Annotated in this window: 14 protein-coding genes; 6 read left to right on the forward strand and 8 right to left on the reverse strand. The window is 61.0% G+C overall.

What is annotated here, in order from left to right:
* Positions 1-205: 205 nt before the first annotated feature.
* From ACR3FF_RS09780 to ACR3FF_RS09810, 7 genes are all read right to left on the reverse strand, one after another.
* Positions 206-790 (reverse strand): DUF7344 domain-containing protein, encoded by a 585-nt coding sequence (locus ACR3FF_RS09780; RefSeq protein ID WP_458187825.1) that lies wholly within the window; start codon positions 788-790, stop codon positions 206-208.
* A gap of 182 nt (positions 791-972) precedes the next feature.
* Positions 973-1,161: a hypothetical protein gene (locus ACR3FF_RS09785; RefSeq protein ID WP_458187826.1), complete on the reverse strand. Its 189-nt coding sequence runs from the start codon at positions 1,159-1,161 to the stop codon at positions 973-975.
* The gene (locus ACR3FF_RS09790) at positions 1,158-2,072 is read right to left on the reverse strand and encodes a glycosyltransferase family 2 protein (RefSeq protein WP_458187827.1); all 915 of its coding nucleotides are present in this window, start codon (positions 2,070-2,072) and stop codon (positions 1,158-1,160) included. The genes ACR3FF_RS09785 and ACR3FF_RS09790 overlap by 4 nt, the downstream gene beginning before the upstream one ends.
* 44 nt (positions 2,073-2,116) lie before the next feature.
* Positions 2,117-2,794 carry a DUF7519 family protein gene (locus ACR3FF_RS09795; protein ID WP_458187828.1) on the reverse strand — a complete coding sequence of 226 codons (678 nt, stop codon included), beginning with the start codon at positions 2,792-2,794 and terminating at the stop codon, positions 2,117-2,119.
* Positions 2,791-3,084 carry a hypothetical protein gene (locus ACR3FF_RS09800; protein ID WP_458187829.1) on the reverse strand — a complete coding sequence of 98 codons (294 nt, stop codon included), beginning with the start codon at positions 3,082-3,084 and terminating at the stop codon, positions 2,791-2,793. Before ACR3FF_RS09800 ends, ACR3FF_RS09795 begins: the two co-directional genes overlap by 4 nt.
* Before the next feature lie 69 nt (positions 3,085-3,153).
* Positions 3,154-3,993: a DUF58 domain-containing protein gene (locus ACR3FF_RS09805; protein WP_458187830.1), complete on the reverse strand. Its 840-nt coding sequence runs from the start codon at positions 3,991-3,993 to the stop codon at positions 3,154-3,156.
* Positions 3,990-4,427 carry a DUF7269 family protein gene (locus ACR3FF_RS09810; RefSeq protein ID WP_458187856.1) on the reverse strand — a complete coding sequence of 146 codons (438 nt, stop codon included), beginning with the start codon at positions 4,425-4,427 and terminating at the stop codon, positions 3,990-3,992. The genes ACR3FF_RS09805 and ACR3FF_RS09810 overlap by 4 nt, the downstream gene beginning before the upstream one ends.
* A 277-nt stretch (positions 4,428-4,704) precedes the next feature.
* On the opposite strand from ACR3FF_RS09810, the gene ACR3FF_RS09815 reads away from it, so the two are divergent.
* From ACR3FF_RS09815 to ACR3FF_RS09840, 6 genes are all read left to right on the forward strand, one after another.
* Entirely contained in the window at positions 4,705-5,976 is a 1,272-nt protein-coding gene (locus tag ACR3FF_RS09815; RefSeq protein ID WP_458187831.1) for a glycosyltransferase, read from the forward strand.
* 283 nt (positions 5,977-6,259) lie between these two features.
* Positions 6,260-6,976 carry a twin-arginine translocation signal domain-containing protein gene (locus tag ACR3FF_RS09820; protein WP_458187832.1) on the forward strand — a complete coding sequence of 239 codons (717 nt, stop codon included), beginning with the start codon at positions 6,260-6,262 and terminating at the stop codon, positions 6,974-6,976.
* A 204-nt stretch (positions 6,977-7,180) separates the two neighbouring features.
* The gene (locus ACR3FF_RS09825) at positions 7,181-7,789 is read left to right on the forward strand and encodes a hypothetical protein (RefSeq protein WP_458187833.1); all 609 of its coding nucleotides are present in this window, start codon (positions 7,181-7,183) and stop codon (positions 7,787-7,789) included.
* A 74-nt stretch (positions 7,790-7,863) separates the two neighbouring features.
* The gene (locus ACR3FF_RS09830) at positions 7,864-8,766 is read left to right on the forward strand and encodes an alkaline phosphatase family protein (RefSeq protein WP_458187834.1); all 903 of its coding nucleotides are present in this window, start codon (positions 7,864-7,866) and stop codon (positions 8,764-8,766) included.
* An 87-nt stretch (positions 8,767-8,853) separates the two neighbouring features.
* A complete protein-coding gene (locus ACR3FF_RS09835; RefSeq protein ID WP_458187835.1) occupies positions 8,854-11,013 on the forward strand; it encodes an oligosaccharide flippase family protein in 2,160 nt (719 codons plus the stop codon).
* Between the two features lie 258 nt (positions 11,014-11,271).
* On the forward strand, positions 11,272-12,084 hold the full coding sequence (locus tag ACR3FF_RS09840; RefSeq protein ID WP_458187836.1) for an FkbM family methyltransferase: 813 nt from the start codon (positions 11,272-11,274) through the stop codon (positions 12,082-12,084).
* 140 nt (positions 12,085-12,224) lie between these two features.
* Here ACR3FF_RS09840 and ACR3FF_RS09845 read toward each other — a convergent pair whose 3' ends face one another.
* Positions 12,225-13,532, reverse strand: coding sequence for a polysaccharide deacetylase family protein (locus ACR3FF_RS09845; RefSeq protein ID WP_458187837.1), 1,308 nt, complete (start codon positions 13,530-13,532; stop codon positions 12,225-12,227).
* Positions 13,533-13,702 lie beyond the last annotated feature (170 nt).

A 13,702-nucleotide genomic window follows, 5' to 3' on the forward strand; every position in this document is an offset into this window, starting at 1 on the left:
CGGCGCCAGGACAGTCCCGGTGACGAGGAGAACGACGACGGCCTAGACCGGCTACCGATCACGACTTCCGGAACTGTTGCCCATTTTTTTGAATACGATAGCGGAAGTTTAGTTCCTTCGCCATATAGTTCTGTGTCAGACGGAAATAACGTAACGCTATATTATATTATTAAAATATTTAATATAATTGAAATAATTGTGCGTCCTACTGACCGTGGAACTGGGCGGCGGAGATGGTCGCGTAGAGTGCGACGACAAACGCACCGAGAACGTAGCTCGGCGCAGTCGAAAGAACCGGGAAGTTCATCCACGCGCCTGCGAACGTTCCGGCGCTCGCGGCGGTCGCCCAGCGGTAGTAGTTGAACCATCGTTCGTCGTCCGTCTCGACTTCGACGTCCGCATCGTCGGTATCGTCGCTACTGGGGGTCTCAAGGTAGGGGTCGAACTGTTCGGCCAGCGGGCCACGCTCGACGACACCGCGACTCTGGTTGTACTCGATGATACCCTCTTTGTCGAGTTTCGGGAGATGAGACTGGTAGAGTGCGATGTACACGCGCTGGCGTTCGTCGGAGGCGAGTGCTTGCAGGGTCGTATCGTTCTCCCACGCAGCCACCTGCTCGGCGAGGTCACGCATCTCGACCGGGCCGTCGTTCTCTTTCAGATAGCGTAGTGCGTCCCGACGGCGTTGGGTCTGCAGGATGTGGAAGATTTTGTCCTTCGTGAGGTCGTCCAGCGATTCGTCAGTCGGCAACGACGGGTCGTCAGAGAGATGCTGCGTCGTAGCGCTCATGCTTCTTCATCGTTCCCCAGACAGAGATAACACATAAATCAAAGCGTCTCTCTCGATCGTTTTCGCGTCGTTGCATTCCGTTTACGTCTGTCGATTATACTATTTGAACAGAGTAAACAGATAGATAGATACTATAATATTCGTTACTTATTTTTGCATCGTTAACACATGTTAGGGACTGTCTAACCACCCGACGAGAGCCGTATTGTCAACGCTGTGAATAGTACGACGACCACCACCGTCGATTGCATCGGTGAGACCTGTTCCAGGGGACCGAGGTTGAGGACGGTGCTGCCGAACAGGAGCGTCGAGAGCACCGACAGGCCGAGGTAGTAGTGAGCGTATCGTGTCGTCTGGTCATTTTCGGTCATCGAACGGCTACTCTGAGGCCCGTGTACACGTTCATCAACAGTCCTGGTAGTTGACGTAGTTGCGGCCGGCGAGCGCGACGGAGGTGCTGGAAGCCGGTTCGAAACTGTCCTTCGTCTAGATAGTGTCGAGCAAGGATGTAGTGATGTGCACCCGTCACGTCGATTCCCTGCCGTTCGAGCCGTTCGACTTCCTCGGCGAACGTCCGGCGATAGTGTTCGTCCGCCTCGGCGACGGCGTCCGCGGGTGGCGACCCCGTCTCGTAGCGCAGGAGGAGCGGTTCGTCCATGCAGGCGAGTTTCCCGTGTTTGAGGACGCGGATGAGGAACTCTGGGTCCTGGAATCGGTCGAACGACTCGTCGAACCCACCGATCGCTCGCACCACGTCGCTTCGGACGAGCAGGGTAGAGCCCGCGCTCGTGTGGAGGTCGTCGCTCAGGATGGGGCCGATGAGTTCCTTTCCGCCCTCCGCACCCTCCGTCTCGTTTCGGCGCGAGATGAGTTGTGTCACCCACTTCACGAGCGGGTTCTGCCCGCCCGGATGGACGGTCTCCGCCTTACAGTAAGCGGACACCCAGTCGTCGGACCGCAGTTTGAGGGTGAGAACCTGTTTTTCGAGCTTCGTCGGGAGCCACACGTCGTCGGAGTCGAGAAACGCCATGTACTCCCCCTCTGCGTGCTCGATTCCGGTGTTTCGTGCAGTGCTCGCACCCTGGTTTTCCTCGTGCTGGAAGAACCGAATCCGGTCGTCGTCGTACGACGCGACGACCTCGGCGGTGTCGTCGTCCGACGCGTCGTCCACGATGATGAGTTCGAGACTCTCTAGGGTCTGAGAGAGGACGCTCTCGATGGTTCTCGGCAGGGCGTCCGCGCGGTTGTACGTCGGCACGATGACGCTCACAGTCGGGGCCATTTTTGCTCACATCTCCGTTTTCTCGGGGCTTTATTATCGACTTCCTAATCGTGAAGCGCCACCGCGAGCAACACGACCGCCACGAGCAACAGCGCGAGCGACCCCAACGAGAGCCCATCCAGACCGACTCCACCCGAGAACTTCGGGACTTCCACCGCGACGACCGCCACGAGCCCCGTCCCGACGACGTGGACGAGTTCGTTTTCTCGCGCGTCCGCACCCCGACCGAGATGCTCCCCGAGGTTGATGGCGTGTTCGCCGGCGTCCCACGCGACGACCGTCGCGGCCCCCGCCAGTAGGAGTGCACCGAGCGGCGCGGCGTTGAAGATGCCCGACGCGAGGACGGCGAGGAAGACGAGCGCGGTACCCGCCTTCACGAGCGAGCGCGACCCCGTCCCGCGGACGGGGACGAGCGCGAGCACGAGGACGCCGAGCAGTCCCGGGACGTACCGGATGAGTCCACTCAATCCAGCGACGTTGGAGACCACGACGCCGAACGCGCCGCCGACCCCGGCGACGCCGACGAGGCTGACCAGCCCCACAGTGAGTCGCCACTCACGTCGCCAGAGGCCGAATCCTCCGGCGAGTGCCGCCACGCCGACCGCTTCGAGACCGAGGGTGAGCGACGACGCACCGAGTTTCGACATCGCGACGAGCGCGACAGCGACGGCGAGCGCGCTTGCCAGGCGCGTCGGCCGTTCGCTCGGGGTGACTGTGCTCACGTGTACACCTCCCGTGGCTGGTTCATCAGCGCGGCCGCCAGCGGCGTCTGCGGTTCCCACTCCACGACCGGGAGCCCAGACCGCCGAAGCGCACTCAGTCGATTCTCGCGTTCGACGTCCGCGAGTCGCTGTCCGACGCTCTCGTCGCCGGTCACGTCCAGACTGATGACGCCCACGCGGTGGCCGTAGGCGTCCAACCTGCGGGCCGTCTCGACGATGGCGTCGTCACAGAGCGGGGAGAGCAAGACGACCTGCGCGGCGTCGGGCAGTCGCATCCGAAGGTCCGCCACCTGTTCGTCGTGGTCCGGTTCGTCGGTCGGCGGGAGTGATGCGAACGCGGCGTGCGTCGCCAGCAGTCGCTAGGCTTTCGCCCGGTGAGTTCGACCCGCACCGGGTTCGAGCCAGCACGACTCCCGGCCGAACGCGGCCAGTCCGACCAGGTTGCGGTCGCGGTGGAGCGTGCCGAACAACTGCTCTGCGGCGGAGACGCTGTAGGCGACGGCGTGCGGTTCGTCGGTCGCGGCGCGGTACGCACTTCGACGGGCATCGACCAGCAAGACGACCGTCGCCGCATTCTCCTCGCGGTACTCGACGGTCGTCAGGTCGCCCGTTCTGGCGTAGCGATTCCAGTCGATGCGGTGTATCGCGTCACCGGAGCGATACTCGTGGGTGCGGTAGAACTCGATGCCGCTCCCGCCGTCTTGGGCGACGATTCGCCCGACCTGGTCCAGGGTCTGGTCGCGCAGGGGGCCGTCGGCGGTGGTCGCGGTGCAGTCGAGTTCGGTGTCGGCGGCGACCGTCGCCGGTTCGAACGGATGTTTTCCGTGTTTGGCTTCGACTCGGTACGAGAAACTGACCGAGCGACCGGGCCAGAGCGCGACACCCTTCCGGGGTGATCCGCCGGACACCGAGAGGAGCGCGGGGACGCCGTCGACGATTCGAACGCCAGGGAGAAATCCACCGTCGTTCGTCACCGTCACGGTCACGGTCACCTCGTCGCCGGGTCGCGGCGTTCTGTTGCTCAGGCGAGGCTCGATTCGAAGGTTCGGCTCGGGCGTCCCCATCACTCGTGGATAGGCCGCGAAAACGACGCCGATGACGGCCAGAAAGAGCATCTCCGGGCGGTCGACCGCTAGCCCAGCTGCGCCAGCGGCGAGCGAGAGCGCGATGACGCCGCGCCAGCGATGCGTCTCGGTCACGCCATCTCACCCCGCTGGGCGATTTCTGCGGCAGTTCGGTGGGCACAGTGCTCGTGCCAGGTCCGCCCTCGCAGTATCGTCGCGGCGCGCGTCCCAACGCTCGCGCTCGGGGCGGCAGAACCTCCGAGATACGCCGAGACGGCCAGGTCGTCGGTCCACGACCCCGATTCGACCAGTCGACGGGCCTCGTCCCGAGAGCAGTTTTCGGTTCGCATCACCGTCTCGATGGCGGCGATGTGGAGACATTCGCGCACCGCTTGCCGCCGGGTGTGGCCTGCGAACGGCAGACGATACTGCCACGACCCGAGGGTTTCGTCGAAGTCGTGGCCCGCAGGGTGGACCGAGACGGGTTCCTCGGGGTGGGCATCTCGGCCTGCACGAGATTTCCGTCCCGCCCCGAGACGAGTACCGGAATCGCCACCAGGAGGCCGAATCCGCCGATGGCGACGACGAGCAAGTAGTCGTTACCGAGGACTGCCACGAGCGTCCGGACGGGTATCGCCCCTGCGCCACCCGCCACTGCGAGGACGAGGGCGGTCGCACCGGCGAGACCGAACAGCGTACGGCGACCGTTCACGACCCTCCCCCCAGTCGGTCGTGACGGATTCGGTCGAGTCGGTCGTCGGTGATAGGTGCGCCGCCGTAGCGTACTTCCTCGAACCCGTACTTAGCCACCCGATAATAAACACGGACGGACGCCTCTTTGTTGGTATGTCGAGCGACACGCGCGGGAAAGTCGCCGAATCGTCGGCCACTGTCGACGTGGACGCCGGTGACGTGCCACGGAACCACGACCTCGGCGTGCTGACCGAGAAGAACCTGCTCGTCGTCTCTCACAGCTACAACCACTTCGTGAAAGGGCAGGTGGACATGCTCGCCGAGTATTTCGAGGAAGTGTACGTCCTCGTCCGCTACAACCGCTTCGCGGACATCTCCGAGTATCTGCCCATCGACTACGCCAAACCGTTCAGCAAGAGCGCGAAGATAAACCACGAAGACAAACCCGACAACGTCACCGTCGTCAGCACGCCGCTTCTCTACCTCCCCATCGACTTACACCGCCGATTCCTCGGCGACCAGCACGCGTGGCGGGTGAAGAAGACTCTCGCCGACCTCCCCGTCGAGTTCGACGTGGTCCACTCTCACCTGACGTGGACCGCAGGCTACGTCGGCAGCGTACTTCAGCGCGACCTCGGGATTCCGTTCGTGCTCACGGTCCACGAGAACCACGACCTGTTCGTCGAGCAACTCGAATCGTCGAACGACAAGATAGACCGGACGTGGAAACGCGCCGACGCCATCGTCCGAGTGAACCGGCAAGACCAGGACACGCTCCGGCAGTTCAACGACAGCGTCTACTACGTCCCGAACGGGTTCAGTAGGGACCGACTTCGGCGGGTTCCGCAGGCCGAGGCGAAATCCCATCTCGGCATCGACGACGACACGAAACTCCTCTTCTCGCTTGGCCACCTAAAAGAGCGAAAAGGGTTCCAGCACCTCGTAAGCGTGATGCCCGACGTCGTCGAACGAGAGGGTGACGTCGTCTGTGCGGTCGGCGGCCACGGCGGAATGCGGTCGGAACTCGAAGCGCAGATAGAGGAACTGGGGCTCGACGACCGCGTGCGCTTGCTGGGTTACGTGTCGAACGAGGAGTTGAAATACTGGATGAGTGCCTGTAACGCCTTCGTCCTCCCGAGTTACAGCGAGAGCTTCGGTCTCGTCCAGTTGGAAGCGATGGCCTGTGGGTCGCCCGTCGTCTCTACGATAAACGGCGGCAGTGAGGAGGTCGTCACCTCTGAGGACCACGGGTTCCTCGTCGAAAGTCCGGAGAACCACGGCGCGCTCACGGATGCGGTGGTTCGCGCGCTCCGGAAGGACTGGAACCGGGACGCCATCGAGTCACACGCAGAACAGTTCACGTGGGAACGCGTCTGCGTGGACATCGCCCACCTCTACGCCCACGTTCTCGATGAAGAATTCTGATAACTGACCGGTATTTTTGGCCGACGTGACGTATCGAAGTCATTGGGAATTTTCTTACTAATATAATTTTATATACTGTCACTAGTTACCAGATAGACAGAACTTGAAGAAGGGAAATACTAAGCCACAGACTTTGACCGAAATATTCTGATGGGTACTCTTGTTGACCGTCAAATCCAATGCAATGGGGATTTTCGGCCGCGATATATGACGCGGCCCGCTCGCGTTGGTTGTCACAAATACGCTAGATTCGACAATAGGACACAAAACCGACACGCTGGAAATGGCTGACAGTCCGAACACGAACACCAGCGGAACGACATCTCGACGGAACTTCCTGAAAGGAGTGAGCGCAGCAGGCCTCTGTGCCGCAGGGACAGGGGAGATGACCGGAAAAGCTAGTGCGAGGCCACCCCTGCTCGATAACTTCGAGACGGTCATCGACATGGTAGAAGACGCTGGCGCAGACCCCACCGGCAACGAACCCATCACCCCACTCCTTCGGGAGTACGCCGACGACGACACGGTGTTGGTGTTCCCGCCGGGGCGCTACCGAATGAACGAACAGTTCCGCTTTACCGGGTTCAACAACTTCGGCATCTACGGCAAGTGGGACGTCACCATCGTCCCCGACAACTACTACGACTTCGACGACGGCGGCGACTATGCGCCGGGCAAAGACCTCCTGTTCAAGAATATCTTCGTCGACCAGACTGCAAAAGACACCGGGATTCGCGTCCTCGACGCCGCCGTCAGCGACGGACTACACGTCGAGAACGTCAACATGAGGGGCCGCCACGACAGCGGGACGTGGGGACCGCTCCGTGCCGTCATCACCGACCCCGACGGCTCCAGCGTCGCGTCGTCCAGGGCTTCCGCGCACCCGACGGCGGCGACTGGACCGAGAACACGCCGGGCGACAGACTCTGGCGCGGTCCGACGGGTATCCTCTGTAACGCCGGTAACAAAGGCACCATCACGTTCAAAGACTGCGAGCTAGGATTTTTCCCGGACAACGGTCTGTACGCCGCGAACGGCTCCGGAAAGGTCATCGTCGACGGCAGGGTCTACAAGAACAGCCAGACCGCGAGCGTGCGAATCGGCGGAAAAGACAGCGTCGTCAAGAACGCGCGAATCGTCGTGGACGAGAACTCCGGTCGGGGGAACCAACACGCGCTTCGCGCCGAGAACAGCAAACATCCGGGTGAAAAACTGCGACATCGGGGCAAGCGACGCGAACGGTGCCGCCATCAAGTCGATGAACGTCGGCCACCTCCGATTCGAAGGGACGACGGTGAAGACGGGCGGAAGCGAGGTGGCTCACGGCCTTCTTATTCAGCAGAAGACGAAGTCGGCGCGCATAGTCGGGTCGACGTTCGTCCACGAGACACCCGGTGGATTCTCCCTGTGGATGGAAAGCGGTGAGGAGCCGGTGTACGTGAAAAACTGTGAGTTCAAAGGAAACGGTGGTCACGATGGTGCCCGAGCAGCTATCCGCTGTGACCGTGACGACTGTCAACTCAGGAACGTTACGGCCACACAGATGGGGGCGTCCCGTCGCCGTGCGCTGGTGAATACCGGAACGGACGTCCTGATTTACGAGGGCGAGTACCGCTCCCCCGAATATCCCATCATCGACCACGGCGACAGCATCTGGGTCGAAAGCATCTACGCACGTTCCGACGGAGACTTCGCGGGACTCAGGCTATCGACGTCGTCTAGCAACGCGTACGTGAAAAAGAGCCACATCGTCAACGGAATCCGAGACGATAGCGGGGACCTAAGCGGGTGGGGGAACGACTTCAGCGCCTGAAATCGAGCGGAAGACGGGATGGGAGGGTTAAGAGACGTATAATAATATAGAAACGTACCTCTCCCCTAGGTACGATGGATCTATCGGAGACGGTTCTACGCGTTCGACGTGGTATCGAGGAGCCACATCTCGTCGTTCGACGGTTGAACAAGTACTACCACGAGTACAAAGGGTCGAACGAGGACGGCGTCGAGTTCTTCGAAGAGGACTGGGATAACCTCATCATCCTCGACGCGTGTCGGTACGATACATTCGAGAAGACCCACGACCTCCCCGGAGAACTCCAGTCGAAAGTGACGAAATCGAGCTCCACGCCAGATTTTCTCTACACGTACTTCGACGGTGCCGACCTCCGTGATACCGTTTACGTGACCGCCAATCCGCAGTTGTACCGAAAGAGCGACCGAGTGGACGTGAAACTCCACAAGGTCATCAACGTCTGGCAGGACGAAGGGTGGGACGAGGAGTTCCGGACGGTGCGTCCGGAGACGGTCACGGAAGTCGCAGAGCAGGCCGCCGAGGAGTATCCGAACAAGCGAATCGTCGTCCACTTCCTCCAGCCACACTACCCGTTCATCGGACCGACCGGCCAGCAGTACCTCGAACTGGGGCGTCTGGACTTCTGGAATCGAGTCATGGCCGGCGAAATCGACGTTCCCATCGACGTGCTCTACCAGGCGTACGAGGAGAACCTGGAGTTGGTGTATCCGAGCGTCGAGAGACTGATGAAGACGTTCGAAGGAAAGACGGTCGTGACGGCAGACCACGGCGAGGCGTTCGGCGAGCGGTCGGGGCCGATTCCGATGTCCGAGTACGGTCATCCAAACGGAATCTACATCCCACAGCTGACGACGGTTCCGTGGCTCGTCTATCAAAACGGCGCGCACCGAACGATTACTGCTGGAGAAGAAGGCGAGGAGATGGACGACGTATCGGCCGACGTCGAAGAGCGTCTACACGATCTCGGCTATGCCTGAGCGACTAGCAAATCCATAATAAAGTGTCTTAGTGCCCACAGTCATGATAGGTGCTGTTGCGAGTAGCAGCGCATCAACGGTGATTTCGTGCAACGAAGCATTCTAAGTGGCGTCATATCGGTTGCCGGGACGAAAGTGTTGACGCTCGTCATCGGCCTCCTCACGACGCCGATTCTGTATCGGTTGCTCGAACCGAGTGGGGTCGGTATCTACACGACCGTCCTCTCGGTGTTCTCGCTGTTCATGATACTCGTCAGCTCCGGCGTCACCGACGGAGTCCGGAAGTTCATCGCCGAAGAGCGAGAGATGGACTGTTGGGAGGAGTACGTCGTCGGGTTCTACTTCCGACTCGCGCTCCTCCTCGCCGTCGTCGGGTCGGTGATTCTCGCGCTCGCCGCCTGGTCCGGAATCATCGCGCGGACGTTCGGGCCACAGTACGAGTTGTACTTCTACCTGCTTTCGGCGATGACGATCGCGAGCCAGTTCCGAGCGTACAGTCGCCGTACGCTGATGGGCTTCGGACTCGAGCGATACTCCGAACCGCTGAAAGTCGTCCAACAGGTGGCGTTCGTCGTCGTTGCACTCCCCCTCGTGTACGTCATGAGAGAGCGGGGACTCCTCGAAATCGCCGTCGCTGGCGCCCTCGTTGGGAAGATCGCAGCAGCGACCGCGGTCGCAATCATCGGATTCGCGCTCATCTTCCGGCAGGTATCGCTCCGAAGCCTGATTCGCCCGGTGCCGGACGATTTCCCACGACGCACGATGCTGACGTTCAACTCGCTTTCTATCGTGCTCATCCTGTTGTTGATGTCCCTCTACCACGTGGACATCCTGATGTTACAAGCGCTCTCGGGTAACGAACAGGTCGGGTACTACCGGGCCGCACTCAAACTCGCCGAGTTCCTGTGGTTCGTTCCGTTGGCACTCCAGACCGTGTTCGTCCACTCCACCTCGGAACTGTGGTCGAACGATCGGACGGCAAAGATATCCGAGCTGGCAGCGCGAACGACCAGATACACGTTCCTCCTGACGGCAATCATGGCGCTCGGTCTCGCAGCGCTCGCAAACATCGCCGTTCCGGTGTACTTCGGGCCGAAGTACCCCCCGGCAATTACTCCCCTCCTCTTGCTCTTACCGGGAGCACTCGGGTTCGCCGTCGCCCGACCGATTCTCGCTATCGCACAGGGGAAAGGGAACCTGAAATACCCCATCGTCGCCACGGGAGCGGCGGCGGGTATCAATCTCGTCCTGAACGCGATTCTCATCCCCCGGTACGGCATGAACGGAGCCGCCGTCGCGACCAGCGTGGGATACGGACTGATGTTCGTCTTCCACCTCTGGAGCGCCCGAAACGTCGGATTCGACCCCCTGTCCGACGCTCGCCTCGGGCGCGTCCTCGCGACGACACTGCTCTCTGCACCGCCGATATTCCTGCTCGCCCGCTTGCTCGACGTACGACCCGTGCTACTGGGTGTCGAACTGCCTCTGTCGCTCGTCATCGTTCCACCGCTCGGTCTCGGTGTCTTCCTGTTTTTCTCCTTTGCGACGGGTGCACTCGGCCTCTGTGAAGTTCTCAACACGCTCTCGTCGTTCCCCGAACCGATCGGCTCACGCGCCGAAACGCTCCGACCAAAAGTAAGAGGAGATACGATGTCATCCGACTCAATGCAAAAAATGATGGTCGTCGCTGGAATCCTGCTGTTCGTCTCGGGTATCGGGTATGCGTTTCTCGACCCGGGAATCGGCGGATTCGGCGGCGGCACACCGGACCTCGGACAGTCACAGAACACCACACAGCCACCCGCGAGCACGACACCCGCCGGGGAGGATAGTACCACCGCGGAGGAAAAGACGTCCACGGAGACGACGAAACCGCCGGAGAGTACGACGGAACCGCCCTCGACGAGCACCACAGAGCCGCCATCCACGACGGAGGAACCACCGGACAGTACGACGGAACCACCGTCTACGACGACCAGTACGACGCCTCCGCCGAGTACGACCACCACCACGACCAGTACGACGCCACCGCCGAGTACGACCAGTACGACGACGACTACCACCACGACCAGTACGACGCCGCCGCCGAGTACGACCAGTACGACGACGACTACCACCACGACCAGTACGACGCCACCGCCGAGTACGACCAGTACGACGACGACTACCACCACGACCACGACCACGTCTGACGGTGGCCTGTTCGGTAGCCTCTTCGTCGGCGACTGGAGCTGGAACTGGTACTGACGTTAGGCGACCCAGGACACCGATGCTCGGTCGGGGCACTGCGGGTCTTCGGAGCTTTTCTGCGACGTTCGAGAATCCGGATTCCGGTCGCGGAGTCGAGCGAGCAGACGTCGGAGAGTCACCGCTCGAAGGAAGCCACGACGTTACTGCTCACCGTCGACCGAAGCGAGCCACGCCGAGCGACCCCCCGACCTCCGTCGAGCATCTCGAAATCGGCCCGGGACTATTTAGAGCCCGCACGAGAACCGGGATGAAAAGATGGCTTCGAAGAAACTCACGAGAGGTGCGCTTCGGGCGGGGCGGCGAATACTCTCGACGCCGCCACTCCAGCAGGTAATCGACCGCCTCGGTTTACAGGTGGCGCTTTCGCAGGCGTACTGGGAACTGCTCTTTCGGAGCTCTGGTGGGACACACGTCCAGCGCATCGGCGACACGAGCGTCACGTTCGAAGCCGCGACAGCGGACGAGTTCCGTCACTACCGAACGCTGGTCGACGAACGCCCCGTCCTCGCCGACCTGCTCTCGCGGTTGGAACCGGACGACGTGTTCTACGACGTCGGCGGGTACATCGGATGCTACACGTGTCTCGCAGCGGCGGCACTCCCGGCGGGGCAGGTCGTGACCTTCGAACCCCGAGCGTCGAAGGCGGCGCGCATCGAGGCGAACCTCGCACGAAACGACCTGAGTGCGGACGTACGCCGCGAGGCGCTCTCGGACGAGACCGGAGAGGCGACGATGGCTATCGATGGAGTCGCACAACTTTCGACACGCGGAACCGAGCAGGTGGTGCTCATGACGGGCGACGAGCTAGTCGAGCGAAGTGAGATTCCGCCGCCGACGGTCCTGAAAATCGACGTAGAGGGTGCAGAACGGGACACGATTGCAGGTCTCGAAGAAACGCTCTCACGAGGCGACTGTCGGCTGGTGTACTGTGAAGTGCATCCGACGTTCCTCGACGAGTACGGCGCGAGCGAAGACGACGTTCGGGCAGCACTGGAGGCGTGTGGATTCACGGTCGAGACGATGCACGACCGTGGTGCGGAGTATTTCCTGCGAGCGGAGAAAGCGTAACCGAAACACGAATCGGGAAAACCAACGCAGGAGAGTCGAACGAAAAGCGAACCGCGATGGGACACCGGGTCGGGACGCGGCAAACGACACGACGCACGACCGTCACGTGGGCAGGACGATGGGAGTTCGTCGACCGGTGATTAGACGAGCAGCCCTTTCTCTTTCAGGTCCGAAACGGTGACGACTTCCACGTTCTTTTTCTTGATGTACTTCAGGATGGTGTCGAACTTCTTCTCTGACATGCCATCGCCACCGATCTTGTGGAACAGGAAGGGGGCGAGCTGATTGTACCGCTCGGCGTGGTCTATCATCCGCTTCGTGGACTGGACGTCGCCCGTCCCGTACATCCGGGAGAGGATGGTGTCTTTCTGGATGGCGGGGAGCGCGTTCGGCGACGCGCCGAACGATAGCGTCAGGTCGAAGTGTTTCTGGGCGAGTTCGAATGTCTTCGGCCCGAGGACGTTCTTCGGGACGGCCATGTACTTGTGGCCCTGGTAACCGTACTTCTTGAGCCATCCTTTTGCGTCTTTCATCAACTGCTCTTGCTCTTTGGGCGAGCGTTCGTCCATCGGCGTCGCCTGCGTGTTCGGGTGTGCGATCATGTCCCACCCGTCCGAGCGCATCTTGCGCATCTGGGTCTGCGTGAGGAAACCGTCGTCGTAGACCGCATCCGTGATGACGGCATCGACGCCCGCGAAGCCGTACTGTTTCATCTTCTTGTACGCCTTGGTGTAGTGGGATTTGAGGCCGTCGTCGAACGTGAGCATGACGTAGCCTTTGTTCGGCGTGGGGACGGTCTTGAGGTCGTCGACGTAGAACTCGACGGGGTTGGCGGAGTTCGTGTCCATCGGGCGGGCGAGGATGCGTATCTCGTACACTTTCGAGAGGTCGATGGTCTTCGGCCGCTGGTCGCGCGTGACGCCGAGGTTGAGTCGCACCCACTTGCCTTTCGGGCCGTAGAGCGTGCGTTTCATCTCGACGACGTGCCCGCTGTCGGGGGCATGGAGCTGGACGGCGACCTTCACGAAGTCGTGTGAGGTGCACTTGAACGCCATCGAGAGGTTCTTCCCGCTCATATCGACGGAGTTCCCGTCGAAGTTCGCGCGGAATATCTTCCCCTCCTTGGTCTGCTTGCTGCCGACGACGTGGGCCGACTGCGAGCCTTCGTACGTCTGTTTCGTGCTCTTTTTCAGACTCCCCTGCCCCTGGACGGCGTGCCAGTTGCCGAGCTTTTCGAAGTCCTCGAACACCGTCGGACCGGCGTTTCCGTTGGTGTTCTCGGTCGTTCCACCGCCGGTGCTCGTCTTGCCGTCGGTGGATGTCTTGGAGGTCGTTCCCGTATCATCGGGGGTTTTCTGATCACTGATAACGCCCGAACAACCGGCGAGACCAGCCATCCCAGTCGCGCCGACCGTCGTCAGGAACGTGCGTCGTGTCTGTCGTTTCATCGCTACCCTATCCAATTAGTCATAGGTATTTTCTTATATGGCGCTTAAGAGAGAGCAGAAAGCGAACTGATATTTGTGAGAGCGGGGCGCTGAATACCGTTTACAACGTTTCCAACAGAGGGAAAACCGAGAGGGAATGAACTAGGCACCAGATAATTAATATATACGGA

The sequence above is a fragment of the Haladaptatus ordinarius genome, from assembly GCF_054177595.1.